The 22,942-nt window shown below is 70.7% G+C and carries 16 protein-coding genes; 6 read left to right on the top strand and 10 right to left on the bottom strand.

Going from position 1 to position 22,942, the window contains the following annotated elements; all coding sequences use genetic code 11:
- Nucleotides 1–82: 82 nt before the first annotated feature.
- Both AB0C38_RS48215 and AB0C38_RS48210 read right to left on the bottom strand, forming a co-directional pair.
- A complete protein-coding gene (locus AB0C38_RS48215; protein ID WP_360688018.1) occupies nt 83–2,014 on the bottom strand; it encodes a S53 family peptidase in 1,932 nt (643 codons plus the stop codon).
- A 307-nt stretch (nt 2,015–2,321) separates the two neighbouring features.
- Nucleotides 2,322–3,464: an ROK family protein gene (locus tag AB0C38_RS48210; RefSeq protein WP_360688015.1), complete on the bottom strand. Its 1,143-nt coding sequence runs from the start codon at nt 3,462–3,464 to the stop codon at nt 2,322–2,324.
- Between the two features lie 58 nt (nt 3,465–3,522).
- Between AB0C38_RS48210 and AB0C38_RS48205 the strand changes: the two genes are divergently transcribed.
- Together AB0C38_RS48205 and AB0C38_RS48200 are read left to right on the top strand one after the other, a co-directional pair.
- Complete coding sequence (locus tag AB0C38_RS48205) at nt 3,523–4,761, top strand: trehalase family glycosidase (RefSeq protein WP_360688012.1); 1,239 nt, start codon at nt 3,523–3,525, stop codon at nt 4,759–4,761.
- 337 nt (nt 4,762–5,098) lie between these two features.
- Nucleotides 5,099–6,271, top strand: a complete 1,173-nt coding sequence (locus AB0C38_RS48200) for a glycoside hydrolase family 88 protein (protein WP_360688010.1) — start codon at nt 5,099–5,101, stop codon at nt 6,269–6,271.
- A 56-nt stretch (nt 6,272–6,327) separates the two neighbouring features.
- Here AB0C38_RS48200 and AB0C38_RS48195 read toward each other — a convergent pair whose 3' ends face one another.
- The 4 genes from AB0C38_RS48195 to AB0C38_RS48180 form a co-directional block, all read right to left on the bottom strand.
- Nucleotides 6,328–7,809 carry a glycosyl hydrolase family 28 protein gene (locus tag AB0C38_RS48195; RefSeq protein WP_360688007.1) on the bottom strand — a complete coding sequence of 494 codons (1,482 nt, stop codon included), beginning with the start codon at nt 7,807–7,809 and terminating at the stop codon, nt 6,328–6,330.
- Nucleotides 7,810–8,054: 245 nt separating this feature from the next.
- On the bottom strand, nt 8,055–8,681 hold the full coding sequence (locus AB0C38_RS48190; RefSeq protein ID WP_360688004.1) for a helix-turn-helix domain-containing protein: 627 nt from the start codon (nt 8,679–8,681) through the stop codon (nt 8,055–8,057).
- 24 nt (nt 8,682–8,705) lie between these two features.
- Nucleotides 8,706–10,277 carry an alkaline phosphatase D family protein gene (locus AB0C38_RS48185; RefSeq protein ID WP_360688001.1) on the bottom strand — a complete coding sequence of 524 codons (1,572 nt, stop codon included), beginning with the start codon at nt 10,275–10,277 and terminating at the stop codon, nt 8,706–8,708.
- Nucleotides 10,278–10,310: 33 nt separating this feature from the next.
- Nucleotides 10,311–10,967, bottom strand: coding sequence for a hypothetical protein (locus AB0C38_RS48180; RefSeq protein WP_360687998.1), 657 nt, complete (start codon nt 10,965–10,967; stop codon nt 10,311–10,313).
- Nucleotides 10,968–11,066: 99 nt separating this feature from the next.
- Here AB0C38_RS48180 and AB0C38_RS48175 point away from each other — a divergent pair, with 99 nt between their 5' ends.
- The 3 genes from AB0C38_RS48175 (at nt 11,067) to AB0C38_RS48165 (ending at nt 16,857) form a co-directional block, all read left to right on the top strand.
- A complete protein-coding gene (locus tag AB0C38_RS48175; RefSeq protein ID WP_360687996.1) occupies nt 11,067–14,000 on the top strand; it encodes a BTAD domain-containing putative transcriptional regulator in 2,934 nt (977 codons plus the stop codon).
- Between the two features lie 78 nt (nt 14,001–14,078).
- Nucleotides 14,079–15,299, top strand: coding sequence for a hypothetical protein (locus tag AB0C38_RS48170; RefSeq protein WP_360687993.1), 1,221 nt, complete (start codon nt 14,079–14,081; stop codon nt 15,297–15,299).
- A 322-nt stretch (nt 15,300–15,621) separates the two neighbouring features.
- A complete protein-coding gene (locus AB0C38_RS48165) occupies nt 15,622–16,857 on the top strand; it encodes a glucuronyl hydrolase (RefSeq protein WP_360687991.1) in 1,236 nt (411 codons plus the stop codon).
- A 36-nt stretch (nt 16,858–16,893) separates the two neighbouring features.
- On the opposite strand, the gene AB0C38_RS48160 is transcribed toward AB0C38_RS48165, so the two are convergent.
- Nucleotides 16,894–17,349, bottom strand: a complete 456-nt coding sequence (locus AB0C38_RS48160; protein ID WP_360687988.1) for a DUF4396 domain-containing protein — start codon at nt 17,347–17,349, stop codon at nt 16,894–16,896.
- A 275-nt stretch (nt 17,350–17,624) separates the two neighbouring features.
- Between AB0C38_RS48160 and AB0C38_RS48155 the strand changes: the two genes are divergently transcribed.
- The gene (locus tag AB0C38_RS48155; RefSeq protein ID WP_360688021.1) at nt 17,625–18,641 is read left to right on the top strand and encodes an autoinducer 2 ABC transporter substrate-binding protein; all 1,017 of its coding nucleotides are present in this window, start codon (nt 17,625–17,627) and stop codon (nt 18,639–18,641) included.
- Nucleotides 18,642–18,644: 3 nt separating this feature from the next.
- On the opposite strand, the gene AB0C38_RS48150 is transcribed toward AB0C38_RS48155, so the two are convergent.
- The 3 genes from AB0C38_RS48150 to AB0C38_RS48140 form a co-directional block, all read right to left on the bottom strand.
- Nucleotides 18,645–20,207, bottom strand: coding sequence for an esterase-like activity of phytase family protein (locus AB0C38_RS48150; RefSeq protein ID WP_360687985.1), 1,563 nt, complete (start codon nt 20,205–20,207; stop codon nt 18,645–18,647).
- A 195-nt stretch (nt 20,208–20,402) separates the two neighbouring features.
- Nucleotides 20,403–21,683, bottom strand: a complete 1,281-nt coding sequence (locus tag AB0C38_RS48145) for a hypothetical protein (protein ID WP_360687982.1) — start codon at nt 21,681–21,683, stop codon at nt 20,403–20,405.
- The gene (locus AB0C38_RS48140; protein ID WP_360687979.1) at nt 21,680–22,444 is read right to left on the bottom strand and encodes a hypothetical protein; all 765 of its coding nucleotides are present in this window, start codon (nt 22,442–22,444) and stop codon (nt 21,680–21,682) included. Before AB0C38_RS48140 ends, AB0C38_RS48145 begins: the two co-directional genes overlap by 4 nt.
- Nucleotides 22,445–22,942: the final 498 nt, after the last annotated feature.

Below are 22,942 nucleotides of genomic sequence, written 5' to 3'. Positions count from 1 at the left end.
CTCGCCGAGACCCCCGGAAAGCCGTGAAGGCCTCCTTACCGGCCATAAGAGCCGGTAAGGAGGCCTTCACGGACTTGGGAATCTAGACGAGCAGCAGGAACAGCAGCCCGTTGGGCGTGCCGAGACCCGTCACGTCGTCGTAGCCCGGGGTCGTGTGGATGGTCAGACCCTGGTAGTCGAGCGTGCGCACCGAGGTGAGCAGGCCGTCCGATGCGTCGACCGAGTTCGCGTAGTCGACGCGCTCCACCGCGGCATCCACGTGCTTCACATCGCTGATCGCCGGGGTGCGGGAGGTCAGCTTGTAGATCACGGGGTTGATGAAGCCGTGGTGGAAGTGGTCGAAGCTGTCGGCCACCGCCATGATGCCGGCGAACACCGGCGACGCGAGGCTCGTGCCGCCGATCCGGTACTGGTCGTAGTAGGCGCCGTCCGGGAAGGTCTGCGTCTGGCCGACCAGGAAGCCGGTGTTCGGGTCACCGATCGCGGAGATGTCCGGGACGACCCGGCCCTTGGCGTTCCCCGTCTGGTTCTTCTTCGCCAGCGCGTCCGGCACGACACCCTTCTGGTAGAAGGGCTGCGCGAACAGCCGGCTCGTGCCACCACCGGAACCGCTGGTGTAGGCCGCCGGGCCGTAGACGCCGTTGGTCAGCGAGGACTTGCTGGTCTCCCAGCCGGTCTCGAAGATCCGCTTGCCGTCCTTGCCGATCGCGATGGACGTGCCGCCGACCGCGGTGATCCACGGCGCCGAGGCGGAGAAGTCCGGCGACGGCGTGCCGAGGCGCAGGACCTCGTCACCGTTGTCGCCCGAGGAGAAGTAGACGCCGATGCCCTCGAGCACCGCCTGCAGCGAGATCTGGTTGAACACCTTGACCTCGTCGGCCGGGATGTCCTCGCCGGTGTCGCCGTAGGAGTTCGACACGATGTCGGCCTTGTGGCCGGCGATCACGTAGTTCAGCGCCACGTCGAGGGCGTTGTCCTCACAGGACTCCCCGCCGACGTACAGGATGTCCGCACCCGGCGCGAGACCGTGGGCGGCCTCGACGTCGAGGGTCTCCTCGCCGTACCAGCCCGCCGCGTCACACTGGTCCGGCGGCTCGAGGACCGGGTTCGCCGGGAAGACGTGCTGCTTGAACTGGCTCTGCTTCAGCGGGTGCTGCGGGTCGTTCTTCTTCGCGTAGGTGCTCGCGTCGGCGTAGATGGTCGGCGAGGCGAACGCGTCGACGATGGCGATCGTGGTGCCCTTGCCGTCCGCGCCGACCTTGTCGACGCCGTAGGCCGACCGCAGCTGCGCCGGGGTGTAGCCGCAGGGGGCGTACGGCAGGTGCTTGCCGTTGTAGGCGGGGTCGGTGGTGTCGACCTTCTCGCCGTAGTACGCGCTGCACGGCTTCGCGTTGCGGAAGCCGGGACCGGGCGCGACGTCGGACGGCGTCCCGGAGCCGGTGGCGTGGTCCGGCTTGAACAGGTTGGTCGCCTGGTCCACGCCGACGACGCCGAGCACGTCGCTCGCCAGGTTCGCGGGCACCGACAGGTTCTTGTCGGCGGCGCGGAGGGTCTGGCCCTTGACCTTGTACTTGCCCAGCTTGACGGCGAACGCGTTCTGCGTCTGGTCGGCGGTGCCGGTGGCCTCGACGTAGGCGCGGTTCGACGGGACGTCACCGATGCTGAACCCGCTGCCGGTCAGCCACGACTTCACGGCGTTGACCGTGGCGTCGCCGGCGGCGAACCGGTCCCGCACCTGGTCGGTGCTCAGGAACTGGCGGTAGGTCTTGCTGTCCGGGTCGGACACGGCCTGCGCCAGCGCCTCGGCGCCGGCGTTGTCGCGCTGGTTCAGGTAGACCCGGAAGCTCAGCTTGGACGCGGGCGCCGTGTCGGCGACCTTCGCCTGCGCGTTCGCCCACAACGGGTGCGACTGCGGAATGTCCTGACGCCCCTGCGCGGACGCCGTCGCCGGCAGGGCGCCGGTCAGGCCGCCCACCACCGCGAGCGAAAGGAGCAGGGTGGAGCTTCTTCGCACAGAAATCTCCCTCTTCGAAAGCGGCCCCCAGGAAATGGGCCTGGAACACCGGACGAGACTAGATCGGTGTTCCGCTCGCGGGGAAGTACTTGCGGAACCGTTATCTGGTCGCGAATTCACGGGTTCCCACGCGTGGTACGGAAATCCGATTTGTCACTCGGATTACGCGAAGAATAGCCACCGATGAGAGGTAAGTCCGATTCGTGCCCGTATTGCGGAACACCCGGACCGGACCCCCACCACCTACGAAAGTCGGTTGCTCCGTCCACTCCGGACAGTCCGCGGGGTGACGGTACTTCGGCCGTCGTCAGGCTCGCGCGGCCAGCCGGCGGTCCACCGCGGCCGGCGCGAACTCGGCCTCGACGACCATCGCCACCGCCCCGCCGAGCGCTTCCCCGCGGCCACCGATCTCGACGCGCAGGTTCTGCGTCGAACGCGGCAGCGCGCGCTGGTAGAGCACTTCGCGGACGCCGGCCACGAAATGCGGCCCGGCGAGGTCGCCGGCGATCACCAGCACGCCCGGGTTGACCACGCAGACCAGCGTCGCGAGCACCTCCCCCACCTGCCGCCCGGCGGCCTCGGCGAGCCGCACCGCGGCCGGTTCGCCGGCCAGGATCCGCTCGCGGACGCCCGAGCCCGACGTCGTCGGCAGGCCCAGTTCGGTCAGCCGCGCGGCCAGGGCGCCCCCGCCGGCGACCGCCGCCAGGCAGCCGTGCGAACCGCACAGGCAGCGCGCGTCCGGGTGCCCGGGCAGCCGGACGTGCCCGATGTCGCCCGCCCCGCCGTCGATGCCGCGGTACACCTCGCCCCCGATGACCAGCCCGGCGCCGATGCCGGTGGACGCCTTGACCACGACCAGCGCGGCCGTGTCCGGGTACCGGGCGCGGTGCTCGCCCAGCGCCATCAGGTTCGCGTCGTTGTCGACCAGCACCGGGGCGCCGAAGCGGGCCTCGAGGTGGGCGTCGATCGGGTAGCCGTCCCAGCCGGGCATGATCGGCGGCTGCCTGACGCGGCCGCGGCCGGGGTCGACGGGCCCCGGAACGGAGATGCCCACCCCGCACACCGGCCGGTCCACCCCGGCCAGCATCTCCTCGAACCACTCCGCGATCCGGCCGAGCACCGGCTCCGGGCCGTCGGCGACGCGCAGCTCGCCCGCGCGGTGCGCCAGCCGCCGTCCGGCCAGGTCGGTGAGCGCAGCCTCGGCGTGCATCGTGTCGACGCTCGCGGCGAGGACGACGGCGTGCCGGTCGTCGAAGCGCAGCCGGCGGGCCGGGCGGCCGCCGGTCGAATCCTCGTGGCCGCCCTCGGTCAGCAAGCCGGCCGCCTGGAGCTCGTCCAGCCGCGCGGTGAGCGTCGTGCGGGACATCCCGGTGCGGCTGAGCAGGGCTTTTCTCGTGGTCACCTGCCCGGTCCGGACGAGCCGAAGCAGGTCACCCGCGCTGGTCGTCATCTCGCCTCCCCGGACTTTTGTCCATTGACAATACACAAGTCGGAGATAGATTGGACACATGGACGTAACACGGGACCGGGCCGCGGCTGTCCTCGACGGCAACTGGCTCGGCTCGTCGACCGTGCCCTCGCGCTCGCTCTACCCGCACCAGTGGAGCTGGGACTCGGCGTTCATCGCGATCGGCCTGCGTCACCGCTCGCCCTCGCGAGCGCGGCGTGAGCTGCTGACGCTGTTCTCCGCGCAGTGGCGCGACGGCCGGATCCCGCACATCCTCTTCAACCCCGACACGCCGCCCGAGGCGTACTTCCCGGGGCCGTCCTTCTGGCACGCCGGGCGGACGTCGGGGCTGGTCCAGCCGCCGGTGCACGCGCGGGCGGTGCTGGCGGTGCACGAGGCCGAGCCCGACCGCACGTTCCTGGCCACGCTGTACCCGAAGCTGCGGGCCTGGCACGAGTACCTGCGCACTCACCGGGACGCCGGCGGGCGCGGGCTGGCGGCGATCGTGCACCCGTGGGAGTCCGGGATGGACAACAGCCCGGCCTGGGACGGCCCGCTTTCGCGCGTCACGCCGTCGGCCGGGTTCGTCCGCCGCGACCTGCAGCACGGCGACGCGGCCGACCGGCCCAGCGACGAGGACTACGGCCGGTACGTCCGGCTCGCCGCGGACTACCGGGACAGCGGCTACCAGGATTTCGGCGACTTCGTCGTGGAAGACCCCGGCTTCAACGCGATCCTGGCCGACGCCGAACTGGCGCTGGCCGAGATCGCCGACGCGCTGGGCCTGCCCGCGGCCGCCGCCACGCACCGCGAAGCCGCGGCGCGCGTCGAGAAGGCATTGCTGGAGACGTTGTGGGACAACGGCTTCTTCTTCGCCCGCGACGTCCGGACCGGCTCGCTGACCCGCGCGCACACGTGCGCCGGGCTGCTCCCGCTGCTGCTGCCCGACTTGGCCGTCGCCCCGGCCCTGCTCGCGACGGCCACCGGGCCGCGGTTCCGGCTCGGGCGTGTGCACGGCGTCCCGAGCCACGACCTGACGGCACCGGACTTCGACGCGGGCCGCTACTGGCGCGGCCCGTCGTGGGCCAACGTCGGCTGGCTGGTCCGGCAGGGGCTGTTGCGCCACGGCGAGCACGCCCTGGCCTCGCGCCTGCAGGACGACCTGGTCGAGACGGCTTTGCGGACGGATTTCGCGGAGTACGTGGACCCGCTGACCGGCGCCGGGCACGGCGCCCGCTCGTTCGGCTGGACCGCGGCGCTGACCCTGGACCTCCTGGCTCAGCCCGCCGTCGTCGCGTAGTCGGAACCCAGCCGGGTCTCGTCGATCCGGAGCCGCTTGTAGCGCTGCCATCGCTCGCCGACCGTCCACTGTGGCCACTGGTGTCCCGGCGGCCGGTACACCGCAAGCGGCCAATCGGGTCACGTATCTGATATATGAAGCAAGGGATCCGATCTCTCTTGACTCGGCCTCCCGGAGGCGAGTAGATGTTCTTACCAGAGAACACTTTCGCCCCCCGTTCCGGCGACCCGGGCAGCACGCCGCGCCCCTGAGCTGGCCGGGATGCCGACGGACGGCGGATCGGCATCCCGGCCACCTTCTTCCGCTCCACCGGGGCCCGTGCACGAAAGGACGTCGTATGTCCGAGCACCCCCTTCGCCCGACCCGGCGCGCGGTCCTGGCCGGCACCCTGGGCGCCTTGGGCGCCGTCGCCGCGGCGGGTCCCGTCGCCCGCGCGGCTCTCCCGATCGGCGAGGCGGCGCCGGACTGGTCCCGCGCCGTCATCGACTCGACGATGACGCGCTACCCGCCGGACAAGATCGGCGGCTGGGGCTACACGCTCGGGCTGTACCTCTACGGCCAGTACCTCTTCTACAAGCGCACCGGCGAGCAGAAGTACCTGGACTACATCGTCGCGTGGTACGACCGCTTCATCACCGACAGCGGGATCTCGAACAGCTTCACCAACCTCGACTCGATGCGCTCGTGCCAGCTGCTGCCGCTGCTGTTCGCGGAGACGGGCCGCAAGAAGTACCGGACGGCGGCCGACCAGCTGCGCACCCGGTTCCCGGCCTACCCGCGCACGTCCGACGGCGGCATGTTCCACGCGACCGGCAAGGTCGGCCAGCTGTGGGGTGACGGCGTCTACATGGCCCAGCCGTTCCTCGCGCTGTACGGCGCGATGTTCGGCGACGGCGGCTACTGCTTCGAGGAGTCGGCGAAGAACCTCGCCGTCTACTTCGACCACCTGCGCGAACCGGCGAAAGGCCTGCTGTACCACGCGTACGACGAGGACGGCTCCGAGTCGTGGGCGTCCGGGACGGGGCACCACTCGAAGTACCACTGGGCCCGGGCGATCGGCTGGTTCGGCATGGCGGCCATCGACATCCTCGAGGTGCTCCCCGCGAACCACCCGCGGCGCGCGGCGTTGATCGACGTGGTCCGGTTCCTGGCCGCGGGCTACCAGCGCTACCAGGACGCGTCGACCGGCCGCTGGTACCAGGTCGTCGACCGCGGCGGCGACGCGAAGAACTGGCTGGAGACGTCGGCGTCGTCGATGTACACGTTCACGATGGCCCGGGGTGTCGAGCGCGGCTACCTCCCGGCGTCGTACCAGGCGGTGGCGGACCGCGGGTACGCCGGCGTCCTGCAGAAGGTATCGGTGGGCTCGGACGGCCTGACGAACATCACGGACATCTGCGAGGGCACCAACGTCGGCGACCTCCCGTACTACTACGGCCGGGCCCGCAAAACGAACGACTTCCACGGCCTGGGCGCGTTCCTCATCATGAACGAGCAATACCGGCACTGACCTCGAGGCGCGCCGCAGAAGGGGCCCCGGCTCACCAGCCGGGGCCCCTTCGTCCGTCAGCAGTGCGACGTCGAGCCGGACGTGTTCAGCCGCAGGGCCGAGCCCGACGTGGTCGCCGAGTCCTGTACGCAGTAGCCCGTCACCGTCTGGAACCCGATGTCGAACGGGCTCTTCGTGCCCTTCTCCGCCGTGAAGTGGTCGAACGTGATGTCCGAGCTGTTGTTCACGATGCTCGCCGGGCGGCCGTCGTCCTTCGCGAACTCCACCGAGCTGCCGACGAACCGGACGCCGGACGCGTAGTGCACGTACCAGCCATAAGACGGCCGCGTGCCGATGCTCTTCGGGTTGTAGTCCGTCGGATCGTTGCTCGGGACGCCCGTGGCCATCGTGCCGTTGCCGCCCGGGACGTTCAGGCGGACGCCGGTGAACGTCACGTCGGAGACGCGGTGGGTGCTGTCCGCGCCCCAGATCGTCGGGCTGAAGTCGCTTCCCGTGTGCGTGCCGGTGATGTTGTCGAACGTGATCCCGCTGATCGAGCCGACACCCGGGTTGTTGCCGCACCGCTTGCGGGTCCCGATCTTCATCATGATCGGCGAGTACGTGCCGGACATCGTGATGTCGCGGTAATGCACGTCCGAGATCTTCGCGCCGTCCATCGAGACGATCCCGATGCCCGATTTGTGCGCGCCGGTGATCGTGATGTCCGAGAACCGGTAGCCGGTGAAGTCGCCGCACGTCTCGGAACCGAACATCAGCGCGTTGCAGCAGACCGCCGACAGTTTCGCGTTGGTCACCGTCACGTTCCCGTTCGGCAGTTTCGCGCCGAGCGCGTAGTCGCTCTTGAACACGAGTGCGTCGTCGTTGGCTGCGATGGTGACATCGGTGATCTTGACGTTCGTCGTGCTGATGATGTTCCAGCCGTCGCGGTCGCTCGCCGTGTCGATCGTCAGCTTGTCCGAGACGACGTTCGTGCAGCCGTTGATCAGCGCCGCGAAGTGGCCGCCGCGGCGCAGCTTGATCCCGGACAGCGTGAGCCCGTCACAGCGGGTGAGCGACAGGATCTTGTCGGCCTCGCCGGCCTTCGGGTTGCCGGTGATGAGGTTGCCGCCGCCGTCGATCGTGCCGGCGCCGGTGAAGCCGATGTTCGTCAGCTTGTCGCCGGAGAACATCGCGTTGTGGAAGTGACTGTGGCCGTAGTCCTGGTAGTCGTCCCACGGGTTCGGCTCGGGCTTGTCGTAACTGTCCGCGCTCGACCCCATGATCGTCGCGCCCGCGTCGAGCTGGATCGTCACGTTGCTCTTCAGGTGGACCGTGTCGGCCGACTTGTAGTTCCCCGAGGTGAACCGGACGGTGCCGCCGCCCGCCGCGTTGGCCGCCGTGATCGCTTTGTCGATGGCGCCGGAATCGTTGGTGGACCCGTTCCCCTTGGCGCCGTAGTCCTTGACGTCGTAAACGCCACCGGGGGCAGCGGTGGCCACCTCCGCGCCGGCCACCACCAATGCCACGACCACGCCGGAGATCAGCAAGAATCTTTTCACCGTGAACCACCCTTGTCATGATTCGGAAATGCGAGGCATGACGGCGGAGCACTCAGCCTACGAGTGCCCGGGGGACCCGCGCCACCCCCAGTCGGACGCGGGTCCCCCGGTGTTCGTGTGGACGGAATGCGGTGGGGACACCGGCGGCGGTGTCCTTTCAGGATTCGCAGTCTACTTTCGAAGAGCCCGGCGAAAACGTGCATCCGTCATGGTCCGGACCATGAATCCGTCAAGATCCGGGCCTCTCACGCGAACCCTACTCCGGACGTCAGCAGGTGGAACGCCCGTTCGGCCGCCGCGAGGGCCTCCGGGTGGCGCCGGGCCGCGGGGACGCCGGCCGCGACCGCGTCCATGTTGGCCGTGGCCAGCGTCCGGCGGACGGCCGCGATCTGCGCGGCGGCCAGCCCGGCGTCGGGCGACGGGACGCCGGCCTCGGCGAGCGCGGCGGTCAGCGCCGCCTCCCCCGCGGACGTGAACTCCGCGAGCCGCGCCACCAGCGCCGGTGTGCCGGTGACCAGCCGGAACACCGCGAGCACCCCGGGCTCGTCGCACAGGCCCGTCATCGGCGAACGCTCTTCCAGCCCCCGCAGGAACGCCTCTCGCAGGGCCGCCAGCGCGCCCTGCCCGGGCCGGCGCGCGCGGACGACGTCCGCCGCGTCGGTCTCGTGGTCGGCGAACCGGTGCAGCACCAGGTCCTCCTTCGTCGCGAAGTAGGCGAAGAGGGTCCGCTTGGACACCTCGGCCACCCGCGCCACCTCGGCGACCCCGACGGCGTCGAACCCGCGCTCCAGGAAGAGCCCGATGGCCGCCGTCGAGATCGCCGCCCGCGTGCGGAGCTTCTTGCGCTCCCGCAGGCCCAGTTCTTCGGTCACGTCACGCAGCGTAGCGTCCGGTCCTCAGACCTGCTGGAGGCCGGGCCTGCCCGCTTGCACTACGTAGCTGCGGTCGTTCTTGATCACCACCGACGCCGGGTCGTAGACGCTGGTGTCGGACGTGGTCATGAAGTCCGCCCGCATCTGCGACGGCGTGGTCGTGACGCGGACGTACCCGCGTTCGCCCTTGCAGTACTTGACGTGCGGGTTGTTGGCGAGCCAGGCCGCACTCGGTGCGGTCGCGGTGTCGCTGTTGCTCGTCACCGACGTCGTGACCAGCTCCGAGCCGATGAGCGGGTCGCTGTGGTCGAAGTAGTCGAGCCGCAGGTCGGCGGCCCAGTGCCGGTGGACGTCGCCGGTGAGCACGACCGGGTTGGCGACCTTCCGGTCGACCCAGCCCTTGGCGATCCGGTCGCGCGAGGCCTCGTAGCCCTGCCAGGAGTCGGGGCTCTCGCAGGTGGTCTTGCTGCCGTCGCCGTCCCGCGTGGCGAAGAAGACCTGCTGGCCGAGGAAGTCCCAGGTGGCCGGGTGCGACTCGAACTGCTTGAGCAGCCACGCTTCCTCCGTCGCGCCCAAGATGCTGCGCGAGGTGTTGCGCATGTCGGTGCAGGCCGGCCCGGCCGAACCGGACGGGTCGGCCACCTGGGCGTTGCGGTACTGACGCGTGTCGAGCATGTGGAACCGGGCCAGGTTGCCCCACACGAGCTGCCGGTACAGCTGGATGGACGCGCCGTTCGGCTTCGCGGTCGAGCGGATCGGGGTGTGCTCGTAGAACGCCTGGAACCCGGCGGCCTTGCGCGCGGCCGTGGCCGGTGAGGTGGTGCCGTTCCAGTTGTTCATGACTTCGTGGTCGTCGAACACGACGATCCAGGGCGCGATCGCGTGCGCGGCCTGCAGGTCGGCGTCGGTCTTGTGCTGGCCGTGGCGGGCGCGGTAGATCGCGAGCGTGGTCGCGTCGTCGGCGACGGCGAGGCTGCGCGGGTTGCGCTCCGCCGCGACGCGGCCCGACTTCTTCTCGTAGATGTAGTCGCCGAGGAACAGCACCAGGTCCGGGTCGTCGGCCACGACGCCCTTGTACGCGTGGTAGTAGCCCTCCTCCCAGTGCTGGCAGGAGGTGAAGCAGTACTTGAGCTGGTTGACCGCGGCCCCCGCGGCGGGCGCGGTGCGCGTGCGCCCGACCGGCGAGAGGTACCCGGAGCTCTTGAACCGGTAGAAGTACTCGCGCGCCGGCTGCAGGCCCACCGGTTCGATGTGGACGCTGTGCGCCGCCGCGCGGACCGCGTTCACCGAACCGCTCTGCACGATCGAGCTGAACGCCTGGTCGTTCGCGATCTCCCAGTCGACCGCGTAGGTGGCGTCCGGCATGCCGCCGTAGCCGTCGGCGTTGAGCGGCGCCGGCGCGAGTCTCGTCCAGAGCACCACGCTGTCGGGAAGCGGATCGCCGGAGGCGACGCCGAGCTGGAAGGGGTCGTGGATGGTGGGAGCGGCCGCCGTGGTGCGGGCGTTCGCCCAGGACGGCAGCGCGGCCGACGCCGCGGTGGCGGTGACCGCGGCGAGCCCGCCGAGGAGCACCTTGCGCCGGTTGACCTGAACCATGTCGGAATGCCTTTCGGGGAAGGGGAGACGCGGTCAGGCCGCGAAGTCGGTGATGCCGGCGCTGCAGGACTTCAAGTCGGGCTTGGCGGTCGTGTAGTTCGCGACGCAGACCTTGTAGAACACCCAGCCGCCGTGCGGGACGCTCACCGCCTTGTCGACCTTCGTGCCCTCGCCACCGGAGTTCCAGACGTAGAACGGCCCGGCGCCGCCCTTGAGCCAGTACGCGACGACGGCCGAGTAGCCGTCGGCGTCGGTGTCGTAGACCAGGAAGTGCGAGTCGGACGAGCGGTACTGCCCCTCGCCCGCGCACGCGGCGGCGCACTGGCCGCTGCCCGAGCCGACGCCGCAGTCGGGTGCGATCCGCTGGTCGGAACCGGTGTAGACGTAGGTGTCCGAGATGTACCCGCCGAGCGCGGGCACGTAGTCCCACAACGTGCTCGTGCCGTAGGTCCCGGTCACCGACGAACCGGTGAGCTGGCAGTCGATGGTCACCGACGCGCCGTTCGCGACGGTCTTGACGGCCGTGGCGCCCGCGGTGGGCGCCCGGCGGACGTTGAGCGGGTCGCCGGCGGTCTTGACGGTGCCGGTCGCGGCGGCCGACGCTTCGAGCGCGCCGCCCACCGCCACCGCGCCGACTGTCGCGAGGACGACTCCTAAACCGGCCATCCGCCGGAGGTTCGAACGCTTCATGGCGGGAGCGTGACCCCGGCTCGTACACGACGCGTACAAAGGCCGCGGACACTCCGAATGGATCTATCCCCGAGGTCGAACGGGTCATAGCATCCGCTCATGGGGGAACTCATCGGGCAGGTTGAGGCCACCTCGCTTACCATCCGCGTCCTCGGTCCGCTGGAGGTCACCGCCGCCGGGCAGGTGATCCCGCTCGGCGGGCCGAAGCCCCGGCTGCTGCTGGCCGCGCTGGCGCTGCAGCCGAACGTCGTCGTGTCCGCCGACGTGCTGGTCGAAGTGCTGTGGCCGGAATCGGCCCCGCGGTCGGCCGCGGCGAACATCCGCACGTACGTCCATTCGCTGCGAAGACGGTTCGCCGAGATCGACCCCGATCTCGGCGACCGGATCAGCAGCCGCGCATCCGGCTACCTGCTGACCGCGTCGCCCGAAGAACTGGACCACCTCGCCTTCACGGCCTTGGCCGGTGAAGCCCACGAAGCGTTCGATCGTGCCGACGCCGAGAGCGCTCTCAAGCTGCTCGACCGGGCGGACGCGCTGTGGCGCGGCGAAGTCCTCGAAGGACTCCCCCACGACCACAGCTGGGGCGCGACTGTCGCCCGGCTCGCCGAACTCCGCCTGTCGGTGCAGGAACAGCGCCTGCGGGCACGGATCGACCTCGGCCGCTGCGGCGAGGCCGTCGCCGAGCTGCGCGGCCTGGTCACCGAACACCCGCTGCGCGAAGAACTTTGGGCGCAGCTGATCGTCGCGCTGCGCGCCGGCGGCCGGACCGCGGACGCCGTCGAGGCGTACGAATCGGCCGAGCGCGTGCTCCGTGAGGAGCTCGACGCCGAGCCGGGCGCGCGGCTGCGGGAGCTGCGCGCGACGCTGGTGACCGAAAACGTTTCCGCCGGGCGCCCGGCGGACTTCGTCCCGGTCTGCCAGCTGCCGCTCGACCTGCCGGACTTCACCGGCCGTGACGACGTGCTCCGCGAGGTCGCCGGCCTGCTGCGCGAGCGCGCGGACTCGGGCACGCCCGCCGTGGTCGTGCTGTCCGGTGCCCCCGGCGTCGGGAAGTCGGCGGTCGCCGTCCGGATCGCGCACGCGGTCCGCGACGACTTCCCCGACGGCCAGCTGCACGTCGACCTGGCCGGCACGTCGTCGTCACCGCGGGCGCCGATGGGCGTGCTCGCCGAACTGCTGCGCGCGCTGGGCATCCCGGACGCCGGCCTGCCGCGGGAGCCGGCCGAACGCTCGGCGCTGCTGCGCTCGAGGCTGGCCGGGCGGCGGATGTGCGTCGTGCTCGACGACGCCGGCAGCGCCGCCCAGGTGCGCCCGTTGCTGCCCGGCGCCGGCGTGTGCGCGGTGCTGGTGACCAGCCGGCTCCGGCTGCCCGGGCTCCCCGGGGCGAAGCCGGTCGACGTCGACCTGCTGCCGGAGGCCGAAGGCTGGCGGCTGCTGGAGGGCATCGTCGGCGCCGAGCGGGTGGCCGCCGAGCCGGAGAGCGCCGCGGCGATCCTGCGCCAGTGCGGGCACCTGCCGCTGGCGATCCGGGTGGCCGGCGCGAAGCTGACGCACCGGCCGGGCTGGACGCTGCGGCTGCTCGCCGACCGCCTGCGCGACGAGCACCGGCGGCTCGACGAGCTGCGCGTCGGCGACCTCGCCGTCCGCGCGAGCGTGACGCTTTCCTATGACCTGCTGCCGATGTCGGCGGCCACGGCGTTCCGCGGGCTCGGGCTGCTCGGGCCGGTGCAGTTCCCGGCGTGGGCGGTCGCGGCGGTGCTGGGCCGGCGCGACGCCGAGGACGTCCTCGACGTGCTGGTCGACGGCCACCTCGTCGAGCTCGTCGGCTCCGACTCGGCCGGGCAGCCGCGCTACCGGCTTCATGACTTGCTGCGCGTGTATGCGGTGGAGCTGGCGGAGCAGAGTGACGCGGCGAAGACCCGTGCGGCGCTGCGGCGGGTCCTCGAGGGGTATCTGGCGCTCGCGTTGGAAGCCGCGCGGCGGATGCCCCTGCACTTCTTCGGCATGTACTGCGACGACGAGCTACCGCGGCCGGATGTGCCCGCGGACGTGCTCCTCGACGACCCGGCGGCGTGGTTCGCGGCCGAGCGGCACACGAGCGTCGCGGCGGTCTCGCTGGCCGCCGGGCACGGCTTCGACGACCTGGCCTGGCAGCTGGCGTCGGCGCTGACGCCGTACTTCGACCTGCGCGGGCACCAGGACGACTGGCACAGCACGCACACGATCGCCCTCGAAGCGGCCCGGCGGACGGGTTCGCTGCGCGCGGAGGCGATCGTGCAGCGCAACCTCGGTCAATACCTGCTCTACCAGGACGAATACGCCCAGTCGCGGGTGGCGTTCGAGGAGTCGAAGGCGCTGTTCGAGCGGATCGGCGACGCGCAGGGCGTGGCCATCGCGCTGACCGGGCTGGCCACGATCCTGCGCATCGACGGCGAAGACGGCCTGGCGCTCGACCACTGCCACGAAGCGCTGAAGCTGTTCGCGGAAGAAGGCGACCCGAACGGCGAAGCGGTGGCCCGACTGGGCGCGGGCGCGGTCTGGATGTCACGCGGCTGCTACGCGGCGGCGAAGCGCTGGTTCACCGACGCCTTGGAGCTGGCGGCGGCGATCGGCGACCGCCACCGCGAGGCACACGCGTTCAAGCGGCTGGGGTTGCTGTTCCAGCACCAGGGCAACCTGGCGGCGGCCCGCGAGCACGTCGACCAGGCGATCGCGATCTTCACCGAGCTCGGCGACGACCACTGCGTCGGGTATGCGAACCAGAACCTCGGCGAGCTGTGCCTCCACAGTGGCGACTTCGCGCACGCCCAGCTGCTGCTGGTGAACTCGCTGTCGGTGCACCGCCGGAACGGGGACCGGCGCTCGGAAGCCGAGGTGTCGCAGCTGCTCGGTGAGCTGCACCGGGCGTTGTCGCAGCCGGAGCGGTCCCGGGACTATTCGGAGCGGGCGCTGGCGCTCTGGCGGGAGCTTTCCGGCCGGTCGCCGGAGCCCGTGACCTCGGCGGAGGCGCCTCCGCACATCGTTTCCGCTTGATGCTTGTACGGATCATGTACGCCGCCCAGTCAGTCTTTCGCCACGTTCGAGTGAACGAGTGCGAGAGGAGAACCGGGGATGATCCGGATCAAGAAAGCCGGCCGCGTGACCGCGGCGGTCCTGGCCGCCGGGGCGGTGACGGCGCTGGCCGGAGCCCCCGCCCAGGCTGCGGCCACCACGAGCTGGACCGCTGATTTGTCCACTGTGGACACTGATGACGTCAACGTCAACGTCGCCGCCGGCGGCGGAGCGCTGACGCTGGCCGACGCCGCCTGGCACAGAACCGCGCGGGTCGTGGCCGGCAGCGAAGGCAGCCTCATCACCGCCGAGCACGCGCTGGCCACGCCGGCCAACCGCGTCAGCGCGGACCTGACCGCCGACGCGCCGAAGGGCACCAGCGTCGAGGTCGACGTCCGCGGCCGGACCGGCGCGGACGACTGGACCGAGTGGACGCCCGCGGGCACCACGTTCACGACGACGGTCAGCTCCGTGCAGGTGCGCGTCAGCCTGCACAGCACCACCGACGGCGTCCGCCCGTCGGTCCGCGGCGTCGCGCTCAGCGCGGACAGCGCTCCGCGGGTCAACGCGCTGGTCGCGACGACCCCGCTGACCTACAAGGTGTATGGCACCCGCGAAGGGCTCGTCGGCGGCACCACCGCCAACGGCCACAAGATCGTCAGCCACGACCACTTCGTCTCGTTCCCGTCCGGCAAGTCCGTGTCCCCCAAGGGCACCGGCAACTACACCGCGAAGGTGTGCCGCACCGACGGCAGCAAGTGCGAGTACGCGCCGGTGTGGGAGGTCGGCCCGTGGAACGAGCGGGACGACTACTGGAACCCGGCGTCGGTCCGCTCGGAGTTCAAGGACCTGCCGCAGGGCACGCCTGAAGCGCAGGCCGCGTACCTGCAGGGCTACAACGGCAAGAAGGACGACTCCGGCCGCACGGTCCAGAACCCGGCGGGCATCGACCTCGCCGACGGCGTGTTCTGGGACGGCCTCGGCATGTCGGACAACGGCTACGTGAACGTCACCTACCTGTGGACCGGCACCGGCCCGACGGGCACGGTGAAGACCGCGGGCGACCCGATGAACGTCCGGGCGAGCGCGAGCACGTCGGCCGCCATCAAGGGCCTCGCGGCGAACTACGCCAAGGTGACCATCGAGTGCTACGTCCGGGGCGACAGCGTCACCGGCACGTTCGGCACCAGCACCATCTGGGACCGGATCGGCCCGAACAACTACGTGTCGGACACGTACCTGCAGACCGGCTCCGACGAACCGATCGCGCCCCTGTGCTGAACAGCGGCTCGAGCGAGCCCCGAGTATCGCGTGGTTGACTGCCCTCACCCCCGCGAGAAAAGCGAAGGCCCGGCGTCCCCCGCCGGGCCTTCGCGCTTTCCCGGCCCGGTTCGGGCGCCGGCGGTCGGCCCGGACGTCATGAACGACTCTTTCATGTCGCCGGACGCGATGAACGACCCTTTCATGGCATCGCCGATATCCCGGCGAGCGGAACATGAATTCACAACCGTGAACAACTATCCGCCGGGTGTACAAGCGCCAGTCCGCTGTGGAAAACTTCCGGGCACCTGGAGCATTTCCCCACACGGAATGGCGGGCACCTGTGAGCGTTACCCGGAGAACCCTGCTGACCACCGCGGCCGGTGCCGCGGTGGCGGCGAGCGCCAGCACCTCGACGACCGCGGCCGCAAGCGCTTCAACCACCTTTGACCAGGCATCCGCCACCCGGACGCTCCGCCAAGCGGCCGACTACGCGGTGGCCAAGCTCCGCGCGGTGGCCCCCGGCGTCACCGCGTTTCCGACCGGCACGAAGTTCGAGAAATGGGTCTATTCGCAGAATGGCGACTGGGTCGGCGGATTCTGGCCCGGGCAGTTGTGGCTGGCGTACCTGCACAGCGGTGACGAACAATTCAAGACCCTCGCGCTGGCGTCCGCGGAGAAACTCGCGCCGCGCCAGAACGACACCGGTACGCACGACCTCGGTTTCCTCTTCTCCCCGTCGTGGGTGACCGCGTGGCGGCTCACCGGCGACGACAAGTGGAAGGCCGGTGCGCTGCAGGCCGCGTCGTCGCTGATCAAGCGCTACAACCCGGCCGGGAAGTTCATCCGTGCCTGGGGTGCGCTGAACGACCCGAAGGACGCGGGCCGCGTCATCATGGACACGATGATGAACCTGGACCTGCTGGCTTTCGCGAGCAAGCAGACCGGTGACCCGCAGTACCTCGAAATCGCCGTCGCGCACGCGAAGACCGCGCAGAAGAACTTCGTCCGCCCGGACGGGTCCACCCCGCACGTCTTCGACTTCGACCCGGTCAGCGGCGCGCCGATCGGGCCGAACACGGTGCAGGGCTACAGCCCGACTTCGTGCTGGTCACGCGGGCAGGCCTGGGGCGTCTACGGGTTCACGACGATCCACCGCCGCACCGGTGACCAGGAGTTCCTGACCACGGCCCGGCGCCTGGCGGACTTCGCGCTGTCGCACCTGACGGCCGACCACGTGCCGGTGTGGGACTACCTCGCGCCGCAGGCACCGAACGACATCAAGGACGCCTCCGCCGGGGTGATCATGGCCTGCGGCCTGCTGGACCTCGCCGAGATCACGCACCGCCCCCAGTACCGCGACAGCGCGCTGCGGATCCTGTCGGCCGTCTCGCAGACGTGCCTGACGACGAAGTCGACCCGGGCCGAGGCGAGCGTCGCGCGCTGCACCCGCAACCGGCCGGCCGAGGACGGCATCGAGGTGTCGCTCCCCTACGCCGACTACTACCTGCTGGAAGGCATCCTGCGGGTGCTCGACCGGCGCAAGGTCGACCGCGCCGTCGACCTGTCCAGCGTCTGATCTCGCCGGGGAGGCCGCCACCTCCCCCTTGGATCGTCAGTGCTGGTGGTGCGCGTGCACCTTCGCGTGGCCGAGGCCGCGCCCGATCATCCACTTGTTCACCGGCACCGTGACCACGAACGCGATGGCCAGCGAAAGCAGCAGCGCCAGCCAGAAGAGGAAGCTGGCCAGGCCGGCGTCCATCGCCCCCGGGATCGCCACGACGACGGTGTTGTCGATCAGCTCCATGACCGCGATCGACACGGTGTCCGCGGCCAGCGCGACCTTGAACGCCGCCGCCAGGGGCAGCCCCGACTTCAGCACACCCCGCATGGTCAGGCCGTAGCCGAAGACGAACGCGAGAACGATCGACAGGACGACGGTCGCCGCGTTGTGCAGGCCGAAAGCCGTGCCGAGGACCATGCCGAGCACCTCGCCGATCGCACAGCCGGTCAGGCAGTGCAGGGTCGCCTGGATCGCCGTCGCCCACGAAGCTCCGTGCTGTTCGTTCATGCCTGCCACCATACCCCCAAGGGGTATCGATCCGCGTGTCTCGCGCGCCACAACCCGGCGCCTGGGTGACGATCGGCCACGGAACGGCGAATAGTCGTCACTCACCGTGTTCGACACCGCCGACCAGGCGAATCTCCGCCAGAAACCCACCAGGTAGAACTCACTTCCGTAACCCTTTGCGCACATCCCGTTGACCACCGTTACGCGTGGCCCTACCTTCCCCTTTGGTCTCCACCATGCGCAGACCGTTCGAGAGTCCTGAGGAATGGGTGGGGATGCGAGGGCCGACGAAGACGTCCCGGCTGGGCGCGACGCTGCTGCTGGGCGCGGCGCTCGCGCTCGGGGGCTGCTCGGACCAGCTGGGCAGCACCTCCGCGCCGGCGCCGACGCGGATCGTGTTCGTCCCCAAGGTCGCCGGCATCCCCTACTTCCAGGCGATGAACACCGGCGGCCTCGAAGCGGCGAAGCAGCTGGGCGTGGAGTGGTCCACGATCGGCCCGAAGACCGTCGACCCCGCCGACCAGGTCACCATCCTGCACGACCTGATCGCGAAGAAGGTCGACGTCATCGTCGTCGCGCCCAACGACCCGGCCGTGGTCGCACCCGCGATCGCCGAGGCGCGGGCGAAGGGCATCCACGTGCTCACTTCGGACACCGACGCGCCGGGCACCCAGCGCGAGGTGTTCGTCAACCAGGCCAGCGCCGAGGGCATCGGCACCGCGCTGACCGACGCGCTGATGAAGCGGACCGGCGGCACCGGCAAGTACGCGATCGTCTCGTGCGGCCCGGCCGCGGCGAACCTCAACACCTGGATCTCGGTCCAGAAGGAGTACACGGCTTCGCAGTACCCGAAGGCGCAGGTCGTCGAGACCGTGTACGCGGGCGAGGACCAGGACACCGCGACGAACCTGGCCAAGGAGCTGATGGCCCGCCACCCGGACCTCACCGGCTTGGTCGGCGAGTGCACGACGTCCGCGCCCGGCGTCGCGAAAGCGGTGCGCGAGCAGCAGAAGATCGGCCAGGTGTTCACCGTCGGCGTCGGGACGCCGCAGGCGATCAAGCCGTTCCTGCTCGACGGCTCGTGCTCGCAGTCGGTGCTGTGGAACGTCGAGTCGCTGGGCTGGCTGACCGCGTGGACGGCCAAGCAGGTGGCCGACGGCAAGCCGCTGCAGCCGGTCAACAAGGTGAGCCTGGAGCTGCCGGCGGTGAAGTACGACGCCGCGTCGAAGACCGTCCTGCTGGGCGATCCGCTGCTCATCACCGCCGACAACGTCGACCAGTTCAAGTACTGACGGCTACCGCACGTCGATCGTGACCGTCGCGGTGCTCGTCGCCGCCGGGAGCTTCGTCGTGTCGACCGCGAGGTACTCGCCGTCGTCCTGGCGGCCGTCCGGCAGCGTCTTCGGGTGCAGCGCGTACGGCGGGGCCGCGTTCGTCACGCCGTCGATGCCGAAGTCGTTGTCGTTGCTGATCACGAGCGTGCGGCCGCCGTCGGTCGTCGCGACGCCCTCGACCTTGTCGTGCCCGAAGAAGCCGCCGCTCGGGTCGAGCCCGCTCACGAGCGCGCCCAGGTCCAGGGACAGCTTCTTGGAGACCGGCTTGATCCCGGCGGCGGCGAGGTCCTTCGTCGCTTCGGCCGTGGTGTCCTTGCCGACGTAGGCGTCGATGCTCTTCCCGCCGACGAGCAGGCCGCCCTTGACGGCGTCGTACCCCGCGGCCCGCGGGCCGACGTCGGTGGCGCCGGCCAGGTCGATCTCGAAGAGCTTCTTGTACGCGTTCGGCTCCATCCCGCCGTCGCGCTCGTCGACCAGGAAGCGCGTCGCCGAGAGAGCGGTGATCTCGCTGACCGCGGTGCCGGTGGTGTCCGGGTCGTCGAGCAGGTAGAGGTACTCGTGGGTGGCGCGGGTGCGCAGGTCCACGGTGACGATCCGCAGCGTGGTGACGTTGCCCGGCTTCTTCGTCAGGTCCGGCTGCTGCAGGGCGGACTGCATGACGCCGACGAGCGTCCGGCCGTCCGGGGTCACCGCGAGGCCTTCCATGCCCTTGTTCGGCACGCGGTACTTCAGCTCGGCGGGCAGCGAACCGTCGAACGGCGAGAGGCGCTCGATCGCGCGGCCGTCGCGGCCGAAGTGGGTGATGAACGGGCCGTACTCGTCGGAGACCCAGAAGGTGCCGTCCTTCTGCGCGACGAGCCCTTCGGAGTCGTAGCCGTTCGCCGACTGCGGCAGGGCGTTCCCGTTCAGGTCGACGATCTTCTCGCCGGTGTCGGCGAGCGGGCTGACCTGGCCGTTGTAGGGGGTGCCGTCCTTGGCGCGCAACGGGATGGTCTTCTCCAGCACGGCTTTGCCGTCGCGGAGCCGGAACTTCCCGATGGCGGGAGTGAAGGCGGGCAGCGGCTCGATCTTGCCGCCGTCGGGCGCGTCGACGTTCGGACCGCGGTCGGTGAGGCCGTAGAACTCGCTCTTCTCACCGGGCACGGGGGCGAGCGCGGAGCCGTACGCGCCGCCGTTGATCCGAACACCGCCGATGGTGGCGAGTGGCTTGAGGCTGGTCGGGTAGAGCTTCACGGCGTCAGAAACGGTGTAGGTGAAGGAATCCCGGCCGGTGAAGCCGGGCGCGGGGGTGTAGCGGAGGCTGCCGTCGGCGGCGACGTCGACGCTCCCGTGCGCGGCGGCGGTGTGCCGGACGACGGCGGTGGCGCGGTCGTTGCCGAGCACATCGGCGGTCAGGGTCCTCCCGGCCCGGGTGCGAAGGTGGTCATCCTTCGCTTGCGGCCCGTGCTCGTGCGCGCCGGCCGGACCGGCGGCCAGTGGCAGCGCCAGAACCCCGGCGACCAGGGCGATCGTTACCCGCTTCATCCCGTTTCTCCTCTTCCGGCGCGTGGACCGCGCCGGAGGAGGAGTCTTCGTGGCCGAAGTGGACGTTGGCCGGATTCGAGGAGGCCGGGACGTTAACGGTGCGGCCGGCGGGTGTGGCGGTCACCTCGTCCGGGCCGGTCGCGAGTGGGAAACAGGGTTAGAACGCTGTTTCCCACTCACGACCGGCGCGGCACGTCAGCGGTGGCGTCGGACGTGGCCCACCGCCGCTCCGCCGCCCAGCACCAGGATCAGCGCCGTCAGGCCCCAGCGGCGTTTCTCCTGCGTTCGCACCGCCGTGTCCTGCACCACCGGCGGTGGCTCTTCCGTCGGCTGCACACGCCGCTTCGACGGTAGTGGCGGCGGTGGCGGCTCCACCGCCCGCGGCGTCGGCGTGGCCTCCGGGGTCGGAGTGGGCGTCGGGGTCGGGGCCACCGCCGCCGGCTGCTCCACCGGGGGCGGCTGCGACGGCGGTGGTGGCTCCGGCGCCGGCGTCGTCGAGGTGGGCGAAGGAGGCGGCGAAGTCGTCGGCGTAGGACTCGGCGTCTCCGAGGTGGTCGTGGGCGGAGGCGGCGGTGGGGGCGGCGGCGGTGGCGGTGCGGCCTCGGCGAAACACCCGGCCGCGTCCCCGCTCACCAGCGCCGGCCCGGTCGACACCTCGACCGCCGGGCCCGAACCGTCCCGGGGCAACCGGTAAGTCACGCTCCGGCGCCCGTCCCGGTTGGCCGTCGCGTAGATCGCCCCCGGCCCGAGCACCACCGACCCGTACGCACCCCCGCGCGGGAACACCAGCCCCGGCACCACCGCGACCTTCCCCGTCGACGGGTCCAAGCTCACCACCGAACTGTCCCCCCGCGAAGTCGTCGACACGCCGAGCAGCAAGCCGGACGACGGGTCGTACGCGAAGTCGTCCACGCCTGCCGCGAGCGACACCGGCCGCAACGCCGTCCGGTGCGCCACCCGCACGTAGTCCGCGGACGCCGGGTCGATGTCCACTGTGTACAGATCACTGTCCTGCCGCACGTACCAGCGGTTCCCGGCGATCGCGCCCGCCGTCGCCCCGGTGACCAAGCTCCACACCGGACGCTGGGCGCCCGCGCGGCCGACCACGCCGAGGTCCGTCACCACCCCCGACGCGTCGATCCGCACCGCGTGCGCACCGTGGTCGTAGCGGCCGCGGGGCGTTCCGTCGGCGACGCCGTACACCACGTCCTGCGCGGCCGAGTACCCCATCGCGTTGATCCAGTAGCCGGCCTGGGTCAGGCGTTTCGTCGTCCCGTCGGGCAGCGACAGCAGCCGCAACGTCGTCGGCGCGCCGTCGCGTTCGTTCTCCGCCTGCAGGATCGTGCAGCCGTCCGGGTCCTGGGCCGCCGGACGCTTCGCCGGCGTCGGCGCGAGCCAGCCCGTCGCCGCCAGCAGGGCCGAGACCGCCGCGGCCACGCCGAGCATCGCCGCCCAGCGGGCCCGCCCGCCGGTCAAGCCAGCCTTTCCAGCGCGGCGGTGAACGCCTCCGGCGGGATCCTCGCGCCCCCGCTGAACGGGTTCTGCAGCTGGTAGATGGCGAACAGCAGCAACGTGATCGTGCCGGCCAGGGTGGAGACGATGATGACGTGCGCGGCCAGCCGCGTGCCGCCGAACAGGTTCGGCAGCAGGATCGCGGTGATCAGGCTGCCGAGGATCAGCGCGAACCAGACGACCGCCCCGACCCCGCCGCCGCCCGCGTTGTTCAGCCGCTGCGTCCGGGCCTGGTACACCGACCAGAGCTGGTTGCTCGCCTCGGTCTTGCGGTCGATCTGCCAGTCGCCGTCGACCTCGGCGGCCGCGACGGCCTGGCGCATCTGGTCCAGCTGCGTCCAGCCCGTGGCGGCGATCTCGCCGTCGCCGGACAGCCGTGGCCACTCCTGCTGTTCGACCGTCCGCGCGTAGGCGATCGCGAGCTGGTGGACGCGGTCCTTCGTCTCGGCCGGCAGCGAGTCGGCCGCCCACGTCGCCGCGACCAGGCTGTCCGCCTCGGTCTGGGCGTCCTGGCTCGCGGCACCGACGGAGTCGAACAGCGAGATGAGCACGAACGCGACCAGCACCGCGTGCAGCCCGCCGACGATGGTGAACACCTGGCCCGCCGCGTCGTTGTTGTCGGGCCGTCCCTCGTCCCAGCCGAACCGGCGGACCAGGTACGCGATCACGCCGCCGACGAGCGCCGCGCCGGCCACCCAGAGTCCGCCGGCCACGAAGATGTTCATCCACGTCCTTTCTCACACCAGGCGGATTCACCGCCGGATCGCTCAAGTTAGTCACCCATTTCCGGCCGGACAACCGGGAATTGTTCGATTCATCCGAGTGGCCTCACCCAGGCCGCGGCGATAGCCGGTTCGGCGCAGTTCACCGGTGGCCCGCGACCGGCGCCGCTCCCCACCGCGACCATGGATTGCCCTTACGAGCTGGGATCTTCCCGACCGGGTGACAGTCACGAACGGCGGGTGATGACCGGCGCACGAGCAGCCGGGGAAGGTGCCCGAAATGGCCGTTCACCAATCGAGTGATTATCCCGGCGACCCGATCGTGTCATTGTGCTGCCGGACGCCGTTGCTATGTTGATTTCTCGTTGCCAGTCTTGGGCAATCCCGGCCTACGAATGAAGAATTGGGTGGTTCTCGCTGTGACTGTCACCGACCCGGTGGAATCCGACCAGGCGCCGCTGAGCCTCGGGCGGGCCGCGGCCCGCACCCTGGCCACCACGA

It is taken from the genome of Amycolatopsis sp. NPDC048633, from assembly GCF_040650695.1.
Taxonomy (GTDB): Bacteria; Actinomycetota; Actinomycetes; order Mycobacteriales; family Pseudonocardiaceae; genus Amycolatopsis.
This window is presented reverse-complemented; position numbering and strand designations above follow the sequence as displayed.

Coding starts and splice junctions, on each gene's coding strand:
- AB0C38_RS48160 (WP_360687988.1), bottom strand. CDS start 17,349: ATGAACGAACAGCACGGAGCTTCGTGGGCGACGGCGATCCAGGCGACC.
- AB0C38_RS48155 (WP_360688021.1), top strand. CDS start 17,625: ATGCGAGGGCCGACGAAGACGTCCCGGCTGGGCGCGACGCTGCTGCTG.
- AB0C38_RS48175 (WP_360687996.1), top strand. CDS start 11,067: ATGGGGGAACTCATCGGGCAGGTTGAGGCCACCTCGCTTACCATCCGC.
- AB0C38_RS48210 (WP_360688015.1), bottom strand. CDS start 3,464: ATGACGACCAGCGCGGGTGACCTGCTTCGGCTCGTCCGGACCGGGCAG.
- AB0C38_RS48200 (WP_360688010.1), top strand. CDS start 5,099: ATGTCCGAGCACCCCCTTCGCCCGACCCGGCGCGCGGTCCTGGCCGGC.
- AB0C38_RS48180 (WP_360687998.1), bottom strand. CDS start 10,967: ATGAAGCGTTCGAACCTCCGGCGGATGGCCGGTTTAGGAGTCGTCCTC.
- AB0C38_RS48170 (WP_360687993.1), top strand. CDS start 14,079: ATGATCCGGATCAAGAAAGCCGGCCGCGTGACCGCGGCGGTCCTGGCC.
- AB0C38_RS48140 (WP_360687979.1), bottom strand. CDS start 22,444: ATGAACATCTTCGTGGCCGGCGGACTCTGGGTGGCCGGCGCGGCGCTC.
- AB0C38_RS48205 (WP_360688012.1), top strand. CDS start 3,523: ATGGACGTAACACGGGACCGGGCCGCGGCTGTCCTCGACGGCAACTGG.
- AB0C38_RS48150 (WP_360687985.1), bottom strand. CDS start 20,207: ATGAAGCGGGTAACGATCGCCCTGGTCGCCGGGGTTCTGGCGCTGCCA.
- AB0C38_RS48185 (WP_360688001.1), bottom strand. CDS start 10,277: ATGGTTCAGGTCAACCGGCGCAAGGTGCTCCTCGGCGGGCTCGCCGCG.